At 63.5% G+C, this 16,763-nt stretch carries 17 protein-coding genes; 14 read left to right on the top strand and 3 right to left on the bottom strand.

The window, feature by feature from the left end; genetic code table 11:
- Nucleotides 1-158 precede the first annotated feature (158 nt).
- The 6 genes from KY494_RS23875 to KY494_RS23850 all read left to right on the top strand — a co-directional run bounded on the left by KY494_RS23875 (nucleotide 159) and on the right by KY494_RS23850 (nucleotide 7,520).
- On the top strand, nucleotides 159-1,130 hold the full coding sequence (locus KY494_RS23875; RefSeq protein ID WP_219888470.1) for a bifunctional riboflavin kinase/FAD synthetase: 972 nt from the start codon (nucleotides 159-161) through the stop codon (nucleotides 1,128-1,130).
- 67 nt (nucleotides 1,131-1,197) lie between these two features.
- Nucleotides 1,198-4,098: an isoleucine--tRNA ligase gene (gene ileS, locus KY494_RS23870; RefSeq protein WP_219888469.1), complete on the top strand. Its 2,901-nt coding sequence runs from the start codon at nucleotides 1,198-1,200 to the stop codon at nucleotides 4,096-4,098.
- Nucleotides 4,099-4,181: 83 nt separating this feature from the next.
- The gene (lspA, locus tag KY494_RS23865; RefSeq protein WP_219135961.1) at nucleotides 4,182-4,691 is read left to right on the top strand and encodes a signal peptidase II; all 510 of its coding nucleotides are present in this window, start codon (nucleotides 4,182-4,184) and stop codon (nucleotides 4,689-4,691) included.
- A 17-nt stretch (nucleotides 4,692-4,708) separates the two neighbouring features.
- On the top strand, nucleotides 4,709-5,929 hold the full coding sequence (gene coaBC / locus KY494_RS23860) for a bifunctional phosphopantothenoylcysteine decarboxylase/phosphopantothenate--cysteine ligase CoaBC (protein ID WP_219888468.1): 1,221 nt from the start codon (nucleotides 4,709-4,711) through the stop codon (nucleotides 5,927-5,929).
- Between the two features lie 25 nt (nucleotides 5,930-5,954).
- Nucleotides 5,955-6,404, top strand: coding sequence for a dUTP diphosphatase (gene dut / locus KY494_RS23855; protein WP_086140592.1), 450 nt, complete (start codon nucleotides 5,955-5,957; stop codon nucleotides 6,402-6,404).
- Nucleotides 6,405-6,416: 12 nt separating this feature from the next.
- A complete protein-coding gene (locus KY494_RS23850; RefSeq protein ID WP_219888467.1) occupies nucleotides 6,417-7,520 on the top strand; it encodes a M48 family metallopeptidase in 1,104 nt (367 codons plus the stop codon).
- 31 nt (nucleotides 7,521-7,551) lie between these two features.
- Here KY494_RS23850 and KY494_RS23845 read toward each other — a convergent pair whose 3' ends face one another.
- On the bottom strand, nucleotides 7,552-7,692 hold the full coding sequence (locus tag KY494_RS23845; protein WP_162835767.1) for a hypothetical protein: 141 nt from the start codon (nucleotides 7,690-7,692) through the stop codon (nucleotides 7,552-7,554).
- Between the two features lie 98 nt (nucleotides 7,693-7,790).
- Here KY494_RS23845 and KY494_RS23840 point away from each other — a divergent pair, with 98 nt between their 5' ends.
- From KY494_RS23840 to KY494_RS23820, 5 genes are all read left to right on the top strand, one after another.
- Nucleotides 7,791-8,798 (top strand): XdhC family protein, encoded by a 1,008-nt coding sequence (locus tag KY494_RS23840; RefSeq protein ID WP_219888466.1) that lies wholly within the window; start codon nucleotides 7,791-7,793, stop codon nucleotides 8,796-8,798.
- 68 nt (nucleotides 8,799-8,866) lie between these two features.
- The gene (locus KY494_RS23835) at nucleotides 8,867-9,778 is read left to right on the top strand and encodes a DNA-3-methyladenine glycosylase (protein ID WP_219888465.1); all 912 of its coding nucleotides are present in this window, start codon (nucleotides 8,867-8,869) and stop codon (nucleotides 9,776-9,778) included.
- Nucleotides 9,779-9,835: 57 nt separating this feature from the next.
- Nucleotides 9,836-10,201, top strand: coding sequence for a hypothetical protein (locus KY494_RS23830; RefSeq protein WP_219888464.1), 366 nt, complete (start codon nucleotides 9,836-9,838; stop codon nucleotides 10,199-10,201).
- A 19-nt stretch (nucleotides 10,202-10,220) separates the two neighbouring features.
- The gene (locus KY494_RS23825; protein WP_219135955.1) at nucleotides 10,221-10,748 is read left to right on the top strand and encodes an RNA polymerase sigma factor; all 528 of its coding nucleotides are present in this window, start codon (nucleotides 10,221-10,223) and stop codon (nucleotides 10,746-10,748) included.
- Nucleotides 10,745-11,527 (top strand): anti-sigma factor, encoded by a 783-nt coding sequence (locus KY494_RS23820; RefSeq protein WP_219888463.1) that lies wholly within the window; start codon nucleotides 10,745-10,747, stop codon nucleotides 11,525-11,527. The genes KY494_RS23825 and KY494_RS23820 overlap by 4 nt, the downstream gene beginning before the upstream one ends.
- Here KY494_RS23820 and KY494_RS23815 read toward each other — a convergent pair.
- Nucleotides 11,524-12,759, bottom strand: a complete 1,236-nt coding sequence (locus KY494_RS23815) for an MFS transporter (RefSeq protein WP_219888462.1) — start codon at nucleotides 12,757-12,759, stop codon at nucleotides 11,524-11,526. The two genes, KY494_RS23820 and KY494_RS23815, sit on opposite strands and share 4 nt — an antisense overlap.
- Before the next feature lie 110 nt (nucleotides 12,760-12,869).
- Between KY494_RS23815 and KY494_RS23810 the strand changes: the two genes are divergently transcribed.
- The gene (locus KY494_RS23810; protein ID WP_219888461.1) at nucleotides 12,870-13,658 is read left to right on the top strand and encodes a helix-turn-helix transcriptional regulator; all 789 of its coding nucleotides are present in this window, start codon (nucleotides 12,870-12,872) and stop codon (nucleotides 13,656-13,658) included.
- 326 nt (nucleotides 13,659-13,984) lie between these two features.
- A complete protein-coding gene (locus KY494_RS23805; RefSeq protein ID WP_219888460.1) occupies nucleotides 13,985-15,274 on the top strand; it encodes a tyrosine-type recombinase/integrase in 1,290 nt (429 codons plus the stop codon).
- A 42-nt stretch (nucleotides 15,275-15,316) separates the two neighbouring features.
- On the opposite strand, the gene KY494_RS23800 is transcribed toward KY494_RS23805, so the two are convergent.
- Entirely contained in the window at nucleotides 15,317-15,937 is a 621-nt protein-coding gene (locus KY494_RS23800) for an ankyrin repeat domain-containing protein (protein ID WP_219888459.1), read from the bottom strand.
- A gap of 459 nt (nucleotides 15,938-16,396) precedes the next feature.
- Between KY494_RS23800 and KY494_RS23795 the strand changes: the two genes are divergently transcribed.
- Nucleotides 16,397-16,699, top strand: coding sequence for a hypothetical protein (locus KY494_RS23795; protein WP_219888458.1), 303 nt, complete (start codon nucleotides 16,397-16,399; stop codon nucleotides 16,697-16,699).
- Nucleotides 16,700-16,763: the final 64 nt, after the last annotated feature.

Genomic DNA, 16,763 nt, shown 5'->3' with positions numbered 1-16,763 from the left:
GTATTTGGCGCGTCCCCAAAAGCGTTGCCAGCACACCCGCCGGCAACGCTTTTTGTTATTTCAGCAGTGAAATTCGCCCTGCGCCAGCCCTGCCGGGTGTGCATCCCTGAAACAGTCCGTATAATCCCCCTTTTGGCACAGTTTTTCATCAGATTCCTATGAAGGTATTCCGCGGACTTCCCAATGCCCAGGCACGAGCGCCTTGCGCTCTGACCATCGGCAATTTTGACGGTGTCCACATCGGCCATCAGGCGTTGCTGGCGCGCGTGCGCGGCGCGGCGACCGAACTCGGCATTGAAGCGGCCGTGATGACGTTCGAACCGCACCCGCGCGAATTCTTCGCGCAGCGCGCGGGCGACCTGTCGAAGGCGCCGCAGCGCATCGCCAACCTGCGCGACAAGCTGCAATCGCTGGACGACGCCGGCATCGACAGAGTCGTCGTCGAGCACTTCAGCGCGCAATTCGCCGCCTTGACGCCGCAGGAATTCACGCAAAAAGTCCTCGTTGACGGCTTGCACGTGAAATGGCTGATGGTCGGCGACGATTTCTGCTACGGCGCCCGGCGCGCCGGCGACGTCGCCATGCTGCAGGAAGCGGGCCACGAATACGGCTTCCATGTGGAAACATTGCCGACCGTCATGAATGGCAGCACGCGCATCTCGTCGTCGGCCGTGCGCCTGGCGCTGGCCGCCGGCGACTTCCCGCTGGCCACGCAGTTGCTGGGCCACCCGTACGCCATTTCCGGCCATGTGATCCACGGCCAGAAGCTGGGCCGCACCCTGGGTTTCCCCACCCTGAACCTGCGCGTGGCGCACCGTCCCGCCCTGTCCGGCGTCTTCATCGTGCAAGTGCACGGTCTGGCCTCAACGCCGCTGCCGGCCGTGGCCAGCCTGGGCGTGCGCCCCACCGTTGACGACAGCGGCCGCGTCTTGCTGGAAGTGCATCTGTTTAATTTCAATCAATCCTGTTACGGCAAGCTGGTACGCGTGGAGTTTTTGCAAAAGCTGCGCGACGAAGAAAAGTATGACGACTTGCCTACCCTGACGGCCGCCATCGAGCGCGACTCGAACCAGGCGCGCGCCTATTTTGAGCAGCGCAGCGGTGCCATTACCGCCACCGACCGAATTTGACGCCGGCCAACTCCGCTGCCTGGCGGCACTTGCCGCCGCAAACCATTCAATATCATTAAAGAAGATTATGTCCGATCAAAACAAGCCAGCCACGCCCAAACAGAACAAGAAGCCAGAAAGCAAATACCCGGTCAACATGACGGAAACCCCGTTCCCGATGCGCGGCGACATGGCCAAGCGCGAGCCGCAATGGGTACAGCAATGGCAAGACAAGAAGATTTACGAGCGCGTGCGCAAGGCTGCCGCCGGCCGTCCTAAATTCATCCTGCATGACGGTCCGCCGTACGCGAATGGCGACATCCACCTGGGCCACGCCGTCAACAAGATCCTGAAGGACATGGTCGTCAAGTCGCGCTCGCTGGCCGGCTTCGACGCGCCGTATGTACCGGGCTGGGATTGCCACGGCATGCCGATCGAGATCCAGATCGAAAAACTGCACGGCAAGAACCTGCCGACGGCCGAGGTGCTGGAAAAGGCCCGCGCCTATGCCAACGTGCAGGTCGAGCGCCAGAAGAAGGATTTCATCCGCCTGGGCGTGCTGGGCGAGTGGGACAACCCGTACCTGACCATGGCGCACGGCAATGAAGCCGACGAATTGCGCGCGCTGGGCAAGCTGCTGGAAAAAGGCTATGTCTACCGTGGCCTGAAACCGGTCAACTGGTGTTTTGATTGCCAGTCGGCGCTGGCGGAAGCTGAAATCGAATACGAAAACAAACGCGACCCGGCCATCGATGTCGGCTTCAAGTTCGCCCAATTCGACAAGCTGGCCAAGGCTTTCAATCTGCCGACACTGCCGACCGAAAACGGCTTCGTCGTCATCTGGACGACGACCCCGTGGACCATCCCGTCGAATCAGGCACTGAACGTCCATCCTGAATTGAAATACGCGCTGGTCGAAACCACTCGCGACGGCCAGCCTTTGCTGCTGATCCTGGCGCAAGACCTGGTCGAATCCTGCCTGGCGCGCTTCAAGCTCGATGGCACGACGATCGCCACCTGCGACGGCGCCGCGCTGGAAGGCATCAGCTTCCGCCATCCGCTGCACGCATCGGACGCTTTCTACGACCGCCTGTCGCCGATGTATCTGGCCGATTACGTGACCGCCGAAAGCGGCACGGGCGTGGTGCACTCGGCGCCCGCGTATGGCGTGGACGACTTTATCTCGTGCAAGGCGCACGGCATGAAGGACGACGACATCATCAAGCCCGTCATGGGCGACGGCAATTACGTTTCGACCTTGCCGCTGTTCGGTGGCATGAGCATCTGGGACGCTTCCAAGCCGATCTGCGCCGCCCTGAAAGAAGCGGGCGCCCTGTTCGAAGTCAAGATGTTCGACCACAGCTACATGCACTGCTGGCGTCATAAAAAGCCTGTCATCTACCGCGCCACCTCGCAGTGGTTCGCCGGCATGGACGTGACGCCGAAGGACGGCGGCGCGACCCTGCGCGAAACCGCGTTGAAAGGCATCGCCGAAACCGAATTCTTCCCGGACTGGGGCCAGGCGCGCCTGCACGGCATGATCGCCAACCGTCCTGACTGGACCTTGTCGCGCCAGCGCCAGTGGGGCGTGCCGATGGCCTTCATCGTGCACAAGGAAACGGGCGACCTGCATCCGCGCACGCCGGAACTGCTGGAGCAAGTGGCCAAGCTGATCGAAAAAGACGGCATCGAGGCATGGCAGTCGCTGGACCTGAAAGACCTGATCGGCGACGAAGCGGCCATCTACGCGAAGAACAAGGATACCTTGGACGTATGGTTCGATTCCGGCGCCACGCACCAGACGGTGCTGGGCGGCCCGCAAGGCCATGGCTCGCACTCGACGCAGCTGCAATTCCCGGCCGACCTGTACCTGGAAGGCTCGGACCAGCATCGCGGCTGGTTCCACTCGTCGCTGCTGGTGTCGTCGATGCTGAACGGCCGTCCACCGTACAAAGCCCTGCTGACGCACGGCTTCACGGTCGATGGCGAAGGCAAGAAGATGTCCAAGTCGCTGGGCAACACCCTGGCGCCGCAAAAGATCTCGGATACCCTGGGCGCCGACATCCTGCGCCTGTGGATCGCCTCGACCGACTACACGGGCGAGCTGTCGATCTCCGACGAGATCCTGAAACGCGTGACCGAATCGTACCGCCGCATCCGCAACACCCTGCGCTTCCTGCTGGCCAACACCTCGGACTTCAATCCGGCCACGGACGCCGTGCCGGTGGCGGAGATGGTCGAGATCGACCGCTATGCGCTGGCCAACATGGCATCGCTGCAGCAGCAGATCGAAAACAACTACGCGCGCTACGAGTTCCACCCTATCGTGTCGAAGCTGCAGACGTACTGCTCGGAAGACCTGGGCGGCTTCTACCTGGACATCCTGAAGGACCGCCTGTACACGACGGGCCTGAGCTCGCACGCGCGCCGTTCGGCGCAGACGGCCCTGTGGCACATTACGCAAAGCCTGCTGCGCCTGATGGCCCCGGCCCTGTCGTTCACGGCCGAAGAAGCGTGGGCCGTCTTCGCCGGAGCGGAAGCGTATGCCGCCAGCGATGAAACCATCTTCACGCAAACCTGGTGGCAACTGCCGGAAGTGTCGGACGCGGCCGCCCTGCTGGAGAAATACACGGCCCTGCGCGCCGTGCGCACGGACGTGACGAAACAGCTGGAAGACTTGCGCACCTCGGGCGCCATCGGCTCCTCGCTGCAGGCGGAACTGACGATCAAGGCCGCGCCGATGAAGTACAAGCTGTTGACGACCCTGGGCGACGACTTGAAATTCGTCTTCATCACCTCGCAGGCCACCGTGGCCGAAGTCGCCGACGAAGCGGCAGAGGAAGTGGTCGTGGCCGCGTCGACGGCGCCGAAGTGCGAGCGCTGCTGGCACTACCGTGCGGACGTGGGCACGGACGCCGCGCATGCTACCCTGTGCGGCCGCTGCGTCAGCAACCTGTTTGGCGCGGGCGAGAAACGCCGCTTCGCATAAAACAGCGCGGGACAGATTCCTGCGCCGCTTCCCACCGCCGCTGCCCGCAAGGGTGGCGGCGGCTTTATCTTCCCTGGAAAAATATGGCCACTAAAAACCGTTTTTCATCGAAATCGTCCTCCTCCTCGTCGCTGGTGCCCTGGCTGGGCATTGCCGCCATCGTCATCCTGTTCGACCAGATCACCAAGATCACGATCCTGAAAACCTTCCGTTATGCGCAGGAGATGGTCATCACCTCGTATTTCAACCTGGTGCTCGCGTATAACAAGGGCGCCGCATTCAGCTTCCTGTCCGACCAGGGCGGCTGGCAGCGCTATTTCTTCACCGCCATCGCCCTCGTGGCGGCCGTCTACATCATCTATCTGCTGAAAAAGCACGCCGGCCAGCGCATGTTCTGCTGGGCCTTGGCACTGATCCTGGGCGGCGCGCTGGGCAACGCCATCGACCGCCTGATCTACGGCCACGTGGTCGACTTCCTCGACTTCCACTGGAAAAGCTGGGGCCACTTCCCCGCCTTCAACATCGCCGACAGCGCCATCTGCATCGGCGCGGCCCTGTTCATCATCGATGAACTGCGCCGGGTAAACAAATAAACACGCGGGAGAACGGCATGGAATTGTCCGGCAAAAAAATCGTCCTGGGACTCTCTGGCGGTGTCGCCTGCTACAAGGCGGCGGAACTGTGCCGCGCCCTGACCAAGTCTGGCGCCTCGGTGCAGGTGGTGATGACGGATGCGGCCAGCCACTTCATCACGGCCGTGACCATGCAGGCGCTGTCCGGCCACCCCGTGCACACGAGCCAGTGGGATGCGCGCATCGATAACAACATGGCGCATATCGATTTGACGCGCCATGCGGATGCCATCCTGATCGCGCCGTGTTCTGCCGATTTTCTGCGTAAACTCGCGCACGGCGTGTGCGACGACCTGCTCTCGACCCTGTGCCTGGCCCGCCCGGCCCACCTGCCCCTGCTGGTGGCGCCGGCCATGAACGTGGAAATGTGGCAGAACCCCGCCACGCAGCGCAATGTGCAGCAACTGCGCGACGACGGCATCAAGCTGTTCGGCCCTGCCGCCGGTGAACAGGCCTGCGGCGAAGTTGGCCTGGGCCGCATGCTGGAACCGGAACAGCTGTTGACGGAGCTGATCGCCGCCTTCCAGCCGAAAGTCCTGGCGGGCAGGCGCGTGCTGGTCACGGCCGGTCCCACGTTTGAAGCCATCGACCCCGTACGCGGCATCACCAATCTATCCTCGGGCAAGATGGGCTATGCGGTGGCGCGCGCGGCGCGCGAAGCGGGCGCCGAAGTGCTGCTCATTTCCGGCCCCACGGCCCTGGAAGCACCGTTTGGCGTGCGCCGCATCGACGTGCAAAGCGCGCAGCAGATGCACGATGCGGTACTGGCCCACGTCGACGGCCAGCATGTCTTCGTCGCCGTGGCCGCCGTGGCCGACTGGAGAGTCGCCAACGCCAGCGACCAGAAGATGAAAAAGCAGGCCGACGGCTCCGTGCCCGAACTGCAGTTCGTGCAAAATCCCGATATCCTCGCCACCGTGGCGGCGCGCACCAACCTGGCCGGCTATCCCTACTGCGTGGGGTTTGCCGCCGAATCGGAAAACCTGGTGGAATTCGGCTCGGTCAAGCGCGAGAAAAAAGGCATTCCCCTCCTGGTCGGCAATATCGGCCAGAACACCTTTGGCCAGGACGACAACACCATCATCCTGTTCGATGAAGAAGGCCATACCGTGCTGCCGCGCGCCTCGAAACTGAACCTGGCGCGCCAGCTGATTTCGGAAATCTCGAAGCGACTGGCAAAAAATTCGCTGCTCAAATAATCACTTTTTAAACGACTTAGCTTCAATGAAAAATATCGACATCAAGATCCTCGACGCCCGCATGCAGGAACTGCTGCCGGCCTACGCCACCCCGGGCAGCGCGGGGCTGGACCTGCGCGCCTGCATCGATGCGCCCATCACCATCGAAGCGGGCCAGACCGTGCTCATTCCCACCGGCCTGGCCATCCACATCGGCGACCCGTCGTATGCGGCCATGATTTTGCCGCGCAGCGGCATGGGCCACAAAAACGGCATCGTCCTGGGGAATCTGGTAGGCTTGATCGATTCCGATTACCAGGGCCAGCTGATGGTATCGACCTGGAACCGGGGCCAGAGCGCTTTCACGCTCAATCCCATGGAACGCCTGGCGCAGCTGATTATCGTGCCGGTGCTGCAAGTGGGCTTTAACGTCGTCGAGGAATTCGGCGACAGCGAACGCGGTGTTGGCGGTTTCGGCAGCACCGGCAAACATTAAGGATTTACACTTATGCCAGGTTTCCGCCATCTGATCCCAGCCCCAACCTCGCTGCGCCATCTGGCCTCGCCGCTGCTGGTGGCTTGCGTTGCCCTTCTCTCTGCCTGTACCACGCCGACGACGACTGTCAGCGGCCCGTTCAATGTCGTGCCGGCGCCCGATGCGCCCGCGCCGACGGCGCAACAGAAGGCGGCGCAGGAAGAGCTGGTGAAGATGGTGGCGCTGCAGGATCGCCTGTCGAAAGTTTCGGCGCCCCTGCTGATCAACAATGCGGACCTGTGCAAGACGTATGCGCGCAACCTGCTGGGCTTCACGGCGCAGAACAAGTATTCCTACCCCGGTATCTATGCCGATGCGGCGCAGGCGGCGCTCGGCTATGGCGAACAGATGCAGGTCTCGGGCGTGCTGCCTGGCAGCGGCGCCGCGCGCGCCGGCTTGCGCAAGGGCGACGGCTTGCTGGCCGCGGAAGGCAAGCCGCTGCCGGCCGGCCCGAAAGCGGAAGGCCCGTTCGCCGCCATCGTCGGCCCGCTGGCCTCGAAGAGCGCCAGCCTGAACATGACCATCGCCCGCGACGGCCAGCCGCAGGATTTAAAGATTCCCGTCACGCGCGCCTGCGCCTTCCGCGTCGCCCTGGGCAATGCGGACAATGTCAACGCTTATTCGGACGGCGCACGCATCATGCTCACGCGCGGCATGCTCAATGCGGCGCAAAACGACGAAGGCATCGCCTTCGTGATCGCCCGTGAAATGGCGCACAACATCCTCGATCATGCGCGCAGCCAGCGCACGGCCGGTACGGCCGGCAGCATCATCGACAGCCTGGGCGCCGTGCAGCCCGACGTATCGATGCTGACGGGCGCCGCCGGCATCAAGGCCATGCCGCAGGAACTCGACGTACAAGCCGATACCCTGGCCATCTACCTGCTGGCGCGCGCCGGCTACAACGTCGACAACGCCGCCCGCTTCTGGCAGCGCCTGGCCACGCAAGTGCCGGCGACAGTCGCCAACGGCTACACGGCCCTGCATCCGGGTACCAACTCACGCATGGCGGCCATCAACCGCGCCGTCACCGACGTGCGCGCCAAGCAGGCAGCCAAGAAACCGCTGAAACCTTAAGCAAAGAGGCGCCTGACAAAACCGGGGTTGCTCAGGCGCCGGGAAAGTTCGGGAAGTAAGTGCCCATGATCCAGGTCAGGGCGCCGCAGAACACCACGGCCAGAAACAGGACGATGAGCAGTTTGCCGAACTTGGGAATACCCTCTTCTTGCGTCTTGACTTCATTTGACATGAAAATTCTCCGCAGGGTGGTGGAGCAGGTAGTATATCCACAATCTTGAATACTTTTCCATACTTTGCCGCAAACATGCGGCATCACTCCCGCGCCCCATGGACAGCATCGACCTTGAAGTTCTGAAAACCAGCGCCGCCTGGCTCGCCGCCGGGCATCGCTGCGAACTCGTCACCGTCATCAAGACCTGGGGTTCCAGCCCCCGCCCCGTGGGCGCCACGCTGGCCATCTGCGACGATGGCACGGTGGTCGGTTCCGTTTCCGGCGGCTGCATCGAGGATGACCTGATCGACACCGTCCGCACACGCGGCATCGTGCGCACGCTGCCCGAAATCGTCAGTTACGGCATCAGCGCCGACGAGGCGCACCGCTTCGGCCTGCCCTGCGGCGGCACCATCGAACTGGCCATCGAGCCGCTGCATGCGGACAGCCGCGTGGCCGAACTGCTGGCGCGTCTGGAAGCGCACGAACTGGTTGAACGCCGCCTCGACCTGGGCACGGGCGCCGTCACCCTGCGCACCGCCGTGCCGGGCGCCGTGCTGGCCCTGGAAAACACCGTGCTCACCACGCAGCACGGCCCGCGCTGGCGCTTGCTGATCATCGGCGCCAGCCAGCTGTCGCGCTTCGTGGCGCAGATCGCCATGGCCATGGATTACCACGTCATCGTCTGCGACCCGCGCGAGGAATACCGGGGCGGCTGGAACGTGCCCGGCGTGCCCCTGCTGCACGCCATGCCCGACGACCTCGTGCTGGATTTAAAGCTCGACAGCCGCAGCGCCGTCGTCGCCCTCACGCACGATCCCAAGCTCGACGACCTGGCCCTGATGGAAGCGCTCAAATCCCCGGCTTTTTATGTCGGCGCCATCGGCTCGCGCGCGAATAACGCCAAGCGCCGCGAGCGGCTGCTGCAGTTCGACGTCAGCGCCGAACAACTGGCACGCCTGCACGGCCCCATCGGCCTGTACATCGGCAGCAAGACGCCGGCCGAAATCGCCATTTCCATCCTGGCCGAGCTGACTGCCGTGAAAAACGGCGTGCCCGACGCGCTGCAGATCCAGCACGCGGCCGCCTTGACGCCGCCCAACCCGGGCCTCTGCGTGCGCTGAAGCCTGAAAGCAAGAAACAAGATGCGCCTGCGGCGCGCCCCTGCTACCTTCCCTGATTTTTGGCCACCATGACCCTGCTGCACTGGACCCTGCCCCTGCCCGCCGGCTACCGCCGCGACGATGTCATCGCCTTCCATGGCCGCGACGGGGAAGGCGTGGCGGAACAGGTCACCGCGACAGGCCTGCGCAAGGGCATCCTGCTTGCCGGCGTGCCCGTGGTGCTGGACGTGGCCTTCACCGACGATGCCGCCGTCTGCCGCGCCGAAATCGACGGCAGCGCCAGCGACGCTCTGCAAACGCCGCTGCACGGCGCCCTGCTCAACATCCTCGGCCTGCGCATCGACCCGCAGCCATTCGCGCAACTGGCCGCCGGAGACCCGCTGCTGGCGCCTTTGATCCGGCTCAATCCGGGCTTGCGCATCGTGCAATCGGCCAGCCCGTTCGAGGCGCTGACCTGGGCCATCATCGGCCAGCAGATCAACCTGCCGTTCGCCATTTCCCTGCGCCGCACGTTTATTCTGCAGGCGGGGCGCCGGCACGCCACCGGTTTGTGGTGCTACCCGGAGGCGCGCGACGTGGCGCAGCTTGAGATCGAGGATTTGACCAGCCGCAAATTCTCGCGCGCCAAGGCGGAAACCGTGCTGCGCCTGGCGCGCCTGGTCGATGACGGGGAATTGTCGCTGGAACTCCCCCCTTCCGGCGACGTGGCGGCCATATCGCAGGCGCTGCTGGCCGTGAAGGGCATCGGCCCGTGGACCGTCAACTACGCGCTGCTGCGCGGCTACGGCTATGCCGACTGCTCGCTACATGGCGACGTGGCCATCCGCGCCGCCCTGCAAAAGCTGCTCGGCGAAGTAACGAAGCCTGACATGGCGCGCACGGAGCAGTGGCTGCGCCAGTACGCGCCGCACCGCACCATGGCCGCCGCCCACCTGTGGGCCAGCCTGCACCCGAAAAATAATCCATCAGCGGTGGAATAAACGGGCCGCGTCGCGCGTCTATCCCTTGCAAGCCCACCAAACATCAAGGAGATCATCATGCGCTTTACTGCTATCGCCACCCTCGCCGCCCTGTTGTCCGCCCCCCTCGCCTTCGCCGCCGACGTCATGCCCGCCAACGGTATGCTGGTCAACGCCAGCGGCATGACCGTGTACGTGTTCGACAAGGATGTCGCCGACAGTGGCAAGAGCGCCTGCAGCGGCGGCTGCCTGGTGGCCTGGCCCGCCGTCATTACCTCCGACGCGGCGCCCGCCGCCCCGTATGGCAGCATCAAGCGCGAAGACAACGGCGCCATGCAGCTGACGTACAAGGGCAAGCCCCTGTACCTGTACAAGGAAGACAAGAAGCCGGGCGACGTGGCCGGCGACAATTTCAAGAACGTGTGGCACGTCGTCAAGCCGTAAGCCCCTTCCCGCCGCCACAATGACCACGCCAGAGGACAGCCGCCAGCTGCAAGCCTGCCTGCCGGGCCTGCGCCGCTATGCGCGCGCGCTGGCGGGCGCCGTGCACGCGGACGACCTGGTGCAGGACACCGTGGAGCGGGCCTGGCGCAAATTCGACCAGTGGCAGCGCGGCGGCGAGCTGCGGCCCTGGCTGTTCTCCATCATGCACAACCTGCACGTGGATCAATTGCGCCGCCCCGGCCTGGCGCTGCAGGAGCTGGATGACGACAGCGTGCTGCCCGCGCCGGAGCGGGCGCCGGGGCAGGCCATCGCCATCGGCGAAATGGATGCGGCGCTGGCCCGCCTGCCGCTGGGGCAGCGCGAAGTGATCCTGCTGGTCGCGCTGGAACAGATGCCGTACGAGCAGGTGGCGGCCACCCTGGACATCCCCGTCGGCACCGTCATGTCGCGCCTGTCGCGCGGACGCGACAAGCTGCGCGCCCTGCTCGATGGCCGCCCTGCCGGCAGCCAGGGCAGCGGCCCACCCACCCTGAAAGTCGTGAAATGACAAGGCAAGCCATCAGCGAAGCGCAATTGCACGCCCTGGCCGACGGCGTCCTGCCCGAAGAGCAGCGCGCGGCCGTCGACGCCCACCTGCGCGCGCATCCGCAAGACGCCGCCAGGGTCGATGCGTGGCGCGAACAGAACCGCCAGTTGCGCGCGCTGTTCGACCCCGTGCTGGACGAAACCGTGCCGCCTGCCCTGCTGCAGGCGGCGGCGCCGTTGGCGGCGAACGGCGCCTGGCATCGCCCCGCCATGCAGGCGGCGGCAGCCGTCGTGCTGGTGCTCGCTGGCGGCATGGGCGGCTGGCTGCTGCGTGGCGGCGACAGCGTGACCGCCAGCGCCAGCCCGATCTCCCTGGCGCGCAGCGCCGCCATCGCCCATGCCGTCTACACGCCCGAGGTGCGCCACCCCGTCGAAGTGGGGGTGGCACAGGAAGCGCACCTGGTGCAATGGCTGTCGAAACGCCTGGGCACGAAACTGCAGCCGCCCGCGCTGTCGCCGCTCGGCTACCAGCTGATCGGCGGGCGCCTGCTGCCTGGCGATGGCGACGGCCCCGTGGCGCAATTCATGTATGAAGATGGCAAAGGCCAGCGCCTGACCCTGTACGTGGCCAGGGAGCGGGCCGGCAAGCAGGAAACGGCATTCCGCTACACGCAGGAAAAGGACCTGGGCGTGTTTTACTGGATCGATGGCCAGATGGGCTACGCCCTCTCGGCCAGGCTGCCGAAAGCCGAGTTGGGCAAGATCGCCGACGCCGCGTATGCGCAGCTGGAAAGTCACTAAACAGACTCTTCCATTTTCCGGAATTCCGCAATCCATTTCACGCCGCACCATTGCAGCAGCAACGCCGCGGTGGCGACCAGGGCGGCGCCGGCCGCCAGCAGCCACATGGGCCAGTCCAGCAGGAGCAGCACCCCGCCCGTGGCGGCGCCGATGGCGCTGCCCAGGTACAGCGCCGATTCATTGAGGGCGATGGCCAGGTTGCCGTCGCCCTGCCGCGCGCGCACGGCCAGCAGCCGCTGGTTCTGCGGCACTTGCAGGGCCCAGCCAGCCGCGCCCCACAACGCAATCGGCGCCAGCATCAGCCAGGCCGACCAGCCGGCCGCCAACGGCAGCGCGCACAGGGCCAGCGCCAGCACCAGCAAGATGAAACAGCTCAGTTTCGGCGCCGCCACCTTGTCCGCCCATGGCCCCACCAGCACGCTGCCCGCGATCCCTCCCACGCCCCATGTCCACAGGAAGGGCGTGGCGGACACCGGCGCGCCGTGCGCGGACCAGGCCAGCAGCGGCGCAATAAACGTGTACATGCCCAGGCTGGCGACGGCCGCCAGCAGCGACACGAGCAGAATGAGCAGCACCCGCCCATCGGCCAGCAAGGCCAGCTTGCGGCGCAGTGATATGGCCGGTGTGGCCGATGCCGTCGGCAGCGCGGGCAGCTTCCACAGCAAGCCCGCCAGCGCCAGCGCACCGAGGACGGCGACCAGCCACAGGGCCGCCGTCCAGCCCAGCTGCTGCGCCAGCAACAGGCTCAATGGCACGCCCAGCACCGTGCCGCCAGCCATGCCGCCCATGATCACGCCGATGGCCTTGCCCCGCTGCTGCTGCGCCGACACACCCGCCGCCGCCGCGATACCCAGCGCCAGGTAGACACCGGCCCCGATGCCGGCAATGGCCCGCCACGCCAGCAAACTGCCGAATCCGGGCGCCAGCGCGCTGGCCCCGTTCGCCAGCACGAACACGGCCAGGGCGAGCAACAGGCCGGTGCGTTGCGCGCGCGCCGGCAGCAAGGCCACGACAAGCGGCGAGCCCAGGCCATAGGCCAGGGTAAATGCCGTCACCAGTTGCGCTGCCATCGCCAGCGAGATGGAAAATGCACTGGCGATCAGCGGCATCAAGCCCGCCGTCACATACGACGCCATGCCCAGCGCGAACGCGCCCACGGCGATCAGATAGACGGTGGCGGGCAGCGCGGTGGCGGCAGATACGGGCGCGCGGGAAGAGGAATAGTCAGACATGGGCAAGCTTTCGGAAAGAAAGCAGGCATTCTGGAATACAATATAAACAATTACAATTTAACTGTTTATACTATTACTGATAGCAACAGGTTCACAGGAGAGACCACACCATGCGCACTTTGGCCCGCACCCGCCACGAACTGGCCGCCTACCTGCAGGCGCGGCGCGCGCGGCTGTCGCCCGAAGATGTGGGCTTGCCCGGCGGCGGAAGGCGGCGTACGCCGGGTTTACGCCGCGAAGAAGTGGCGGCGCTGGCCGGCGTGGGACTGACCTGGTACACCTGGCTGGAGCAGGGGCGCGACATCGGCGTCTCGAGCGCCTTTCTCGACAAGCTGGCGCAGGTGCTCAAGCTGGATGCAGGCGAGCGCCGCCACCTGTTCCTGCTGGCGCATGCGCGTCCACCGGCCGAAGAGGGCAAGACGTATTGCGTGGTGCCGCCGCTGGTACGGCGCTTGATGCACGAGCTGGCGCATCCGGCCTATGTGCTCAACCTGCGCTGGGACGTGCTGGCGTTCAATGCGGGCGCGGATGCCCTGTTTGGCTTCGGCGCGCATGCCGCCTCGCGCCGCAACCTGCTGTGGCTATTGTTTACCGATCCGCTGCTGCGCTCGCGCTTTGCCGGCTGGGAAGAGCAGGCGCCGCTGATGCTGTCGAGCTTTCGCCGCGACTACGCGCGCGCCACGCAGGAAGCGGACATCCACGCGCTGGTGGAGGAACTGGAAAAAGTCTCGCCCGAGTTCAAGCTATGGTGGCGCCGCCACGACGTGCATGCGCCGTGCGACGGCGTGCACCGCCTGACAATCGACGGCGAGCAGGTCGCGTATGAGCATACCTCGCTGACCATCGATGCGGACCGCCACTTGCGCCTGGTGGTGTATGCGCGCCAGGTGCAAGAGTAAACACTACCGCACAACGAAAAAACCGCTGGCCCTCTTGCGAGGAACCAGCGGCTTCGAATTGGTTGCGGGGACAGGATTTTCTGCACTCTTGTGCAAGTCGTTGAATCTCAAGGGATTTTTTTTCGCCCCCGCGCGCTCAGTGTCACACCGAAAGCACCACCATGGCCATTTTTGCCCCACGCCTCGGACGCACACCGGCAGGCATCTACTATTTTCGCCTCAAAAGCGGCGGAACTGATCGCCGCGTCTCGCTTCGCACAAGATGCGCACACACTGCTAACATTGTCGCGTTGCAATTAAATCTCAACATAGAAAGAGCGCGCGCAATGAGCAATCCCAAAATATCGGATTTTAATTTTGACGTGGCAAGCTTGCGCGATTATGAGATAACCCTTAAAGATGGCAGGACGATCAAAACCGACGGCAGCGAAGCCGACCACCTGCGAGCCATGCAGATGCTTGAAGCCATTGAACGCATCGGCCCTATTGACGTTGAAGACCAGCCACCACGCCCGCAGGCGCCCGCCGCCGCCTTGCCGCCCTCGCACTCGCTGGCCGACGCCGCCAAGCTTTGGCTAGAAGAATGCGGCGGCAAGAACGCCCCTCGCACTGTCGCAGCCAAGGGCTATCATGTCGCCAATTTCATCAAGCTAATGCCCGCCCGCGCCTGCGTTAACGACATCACGCGAGCGCAGATCGTCGAATACAAGCAAGCGCTAATCAAAGAGAAGCAGACGCCAAAAACAATCGACAACAAGCTAATGAGCCTGTTCGACTTCTTCAAATATTTGAGCGCTCACGGCATGCACGGCGGCACGGAGAACCCCGTTGCGGGTCTCTTCATGCTCACGAAGACCGAGCGAAAAAACAAGAACCAGCCCTACGACCTTTTCACGCCCGACGACCTCGCCCGCTTCTTCGAGCCAGCCAGCTACCTCGCAGCCATGACGGCGCCGGATACCTATTGGGGGCCGCTATTGGGCCTCTATACCGGCATGCGTATCAGCGAGGCCACAGCGATCAAACCCGGCGATGTTAAAGCCGTGGCGGGCGTGCATTTTATTCACATACCGCAATCAAAGACGAGCGCAGGGATTCGCAACGTCCCAATCTGCGAGAGCTTGCTGGCCTTGGGCTTCCTCGATTACGTCGCCGAGGTAGCCGCTTCGAGCGCTCCTCGACTGTTCCCCCATCGCGGGCTGGTCAATGAGTCCTACGCCAAGGAGCTATCCATAGCGATGCTTGCCCGGCGCCGGGCGCTCAACATCGAAGACCCTAACGACCGAAAGAGTTTTCACTCTTTCCGCGTCGGCGTCTCGACAATGCTCGCTAACGAGGGCGCTAACACCATGCAAGCTATGCGCATCGTCGGCCACGCCGTGGGCGAGGGCGTCTCGACGCATGCGGGCTACGTCCGCGACCTTCCCGACCTCAAAAAGATCGCCGATCTTGTCCGCCATCCCATTGACCTCGCGGCGCTCAAATACGCGGGCCAGTTCGGCGCCTTCATCGCCAACCGCTCGAATTGGGCGGAAGTGAAGGCCGAGGCGAAAGCCGCCGACCTCGCTCGCCGCAAGGCCAACCGCGCTCGCCTCGCCGCCAAGCCCAAGGCGTAGCCCTCGCTACTCCCCCCGCCAAGGCCGCTCATGCGGCCTTTTTCACTTCGCGAAAGGATCGATTCGGCGCCTCCGCGCCTCCTCCACTGTGACAGCAGTAGGCGCCGCCGCTAGCGTCGAAGCCTCCAACTCGGCCCGCTCCATCTGCGCCAAATGGTTGTCAATTAATCTTGCAAGTTCAGGCTCTTTATTCAACATTGCAAATTTGTGCGCCGTTTCTCCATGAATATTCTGCACAAGCGGGTCAACGTGAGGCAAGAGAATCCCGACAACAGCGGGTAGCCCGCTCATCACTGCAAGATGAAGCGGCGTCACATATTGATCACTATACCTTCGCCCTGCCAAGTCAAATGTTGCATCATTCACCGCTTCATGAACAAGCATTTGAGCTATTTTTATAGCGATAGCATCCATCCCCGGTAGCTTGGCGCGCAGGCACGCCCCGCTAAACAAATCGGCAGGCGGCTCATTAGTCTCATACATCTCTACCGGTGGGATATATCTAACGCTCTCCGCACTCAGGAATGGGGCGACACCGCTAGCATCCCCAACCGTTATCATCTGTAAGATAGGCCACCATTCGGCAAATTTATCCTCCGCCGCAACCCGCGCCACTGCCGCCTCTCGCCGCAGCCTATCCCGCTCCGCTTTCTTCCCCGCCATGTCCATCCTTTCAGCGCGTGGCCGTGCGTGAAAAATTCAACGCTCGCCGGGTGCTTTCTTTGCAATTATGAGCGCTGCAATTATTTCCGTCCATTCCGGTTTGTCAGAATCACTTTTCTGACACTTTTCTGACAACTTCGCCGCGCTGTTTCTCCTATGAGAATTAACGCACAAAAATCAAATTGTCAGACTGTCAGACTGTCAGAGGCCACCCCCCCCCCTTGTCAGCAGCCCCGATTTGTCAGAATCACTTTTCTGACACTTTTCTGACAACTTCGCCGCGCTGTTTCTCCTATGAGAATTAACGCACAAAAATCAAATTGTCAGACTGTCAGACTGTCAGAGCTACCCGCTCACGCTGTCAGAGAAAACCGACGGACGGCTCTGACAAACTCGCATGCCTGTGAGAAGGTAAAGACAGCAACGGCGAGGCCGGGGCAACAAAAAAAGGAGCAACACATGAATGCAGACTATCAAGCCCTCATTGCCACCGGCCTCCCATTCCGCATCGCATCGCAAAAAAACGGCTGGGCGCGGGCCTACATCGGCCCTTACTTCGCAACCTTTCGCAGCAACAACATGAACGCCGCAAAGCTTGAAAGCAAGACGCCCGCCACCAAGACTGGCACCCACTTGGGCGCCGCCCTCCGCAAACTGGTAGAAGATCGAGAGGCCATCTTCCGCGAGCTGGTCCGCCTCGAGCGTGCGGCACTTTCCCGAGCCATTCAAGCCGCCCCAAGCCGCAAAGCCCTCACGCTCTAAACCAACCCCAAGGCAAGCGCCAAGGCGCTTGCCAGTCAACGAACAGCATCCAACAACAACAAAA

This window comes from Janthinobacterium sp. PAMC25594 (genome assembly GCF_019443505.1).
GTDB lineage: Bacteria > Pseudomonadota > Gammaproteobacteria > Burkholderiales > Burkholderiaceae_D > Janthinobacterium.
This window is presented reverse-complemented; position numbering and strand designations above follow the sequence as displayed.

What these genes read in the sequence shown, in the direction of transcription:
- KY494_RS23875 (WP_219888470.1), top strand. Translation starts at nt 159, where the DNA reads ATGAAGGTATTCCGCGGACTTCCCAATGCCCAGGCACGAGCGCCTTGC.
- ileS (WP_219888469.1), top strand. Translation starts at nt 1,198, where the DNA reads ATGTCCGATCAAAACAAGCCAGCCACGCCCAAACAGAACAAGAAGCCA.
- lspA (WP_219135961.1), top strand. Translation starts at nt 4,182, where the DNA reads ATGGCCACTAAAAACCGTTTTTCATCGAAATCGTCCTCCTCCTCGTCG.
- coaBC (WP_219888468.1), top strand. Translation starts at nt 4,709, where the DNA reads ATGGAATTGTCCGGCAAAAAAATCGTCCTGGGACTCTCTGGCGGTGTC.
- dut (WP_086140592.1), top strand. Translation starts at nt 5,955, where the DNA reads ATGAAAAATATCGACATCAAGATCCTCGACGCCCGCATGCAGGAACTG.
- KY494_RS23850 (WP_219888467.1), top strand. Translation starts at nt 6,417, where the DNA reads ATGCCAGGTTTCCGCCATCTGATCCCAGCCCCAACCTCGCTGCGCCAT.
- KY494_RS23845 (WP_162835767.1), bottom strand. Translation starts at nt 7,692, where the DNA reads ATGTCAAATGAAGTCAAGACGCAAGAAGAGGGTATTCCCAAGTTCGGC.
- KY494_RS23840 (WP_219888466.1), top strand. Translation starts at nt 7,791, where the DNA reads ATGGACAGCATCGACCTTGAAGTTCTGAAAACCAGCGCCGCCTGGCTC.
- KY494_RS23835 (WP_219888465.1), top strand. Translation starts at nt 8,867, where the DNA reads ATGACCCTGCTGCACTGGACCCTGCCCCTGCCCGCCGGCTACCGCCGC.
- KY494_RS23830 (WP_219888464.1), top strand. Translation starts at nt 9,836, where the DNA reads ATGCGCTTTACTGCTATCGCCACCCTCGCCGCCCTGTTGTCCGCCCCC.
- KY494_RS23825 (WP_219135955.1), top strand. Translation starts at nt 10,221, where the DNA reads ATGACCACGCCAGAGGACAGCCGCCAGCTGCAAGCCTGCCTGCCGGGC.
- KY494_RS23820 (WP_219888463.1), top strand. Translation starts at nt 10,745, where the DNA reads ATGACAAGGCAAGCCATCAGCGAAGCGCAATTGCACGCCCTGGCCGAC.
- KY494_RS23815 (WP_219888462.1), bottom strand. Translation starts at nt 12,759, where the DNA reads ATGTCTGACTATTCCTCTTCCCGCGCGCCCGTATCTGCCGCCACCGCG.
- KY494_RS23810 (WP_219888461.1), top strand. Translation starts at nt 12,870, where the DNA reads ATGCGCACTTTGGCCCGCACCCGCCACGAACTGGCCGCCTACCTGCAG.
- KY494_RS23805 (WP_219888460.1), top strand. Translation starts at nt 13,985, where the DNA reads ATGAGCAATCCCAAAATATCGGATTTTAATTTTGACGTGGCAAGCTTG.
- KY494_RS23800 (WP_219888459.1), bottom strand. Translation starts at nt 15,937, where the DNA reads ATGGCGGGGAAGAAAGCGGAGCGGGATAGGCTGCGGCGAGAGGCGGCA.
- KY494_RS23795 (WP_219888458.1), top strand. Translation starts at nt 16,397, where the DNA reads ATGAATGCAGACTATCAAGCCCTCATTGCCACCGGCCTCCCATTCCGC.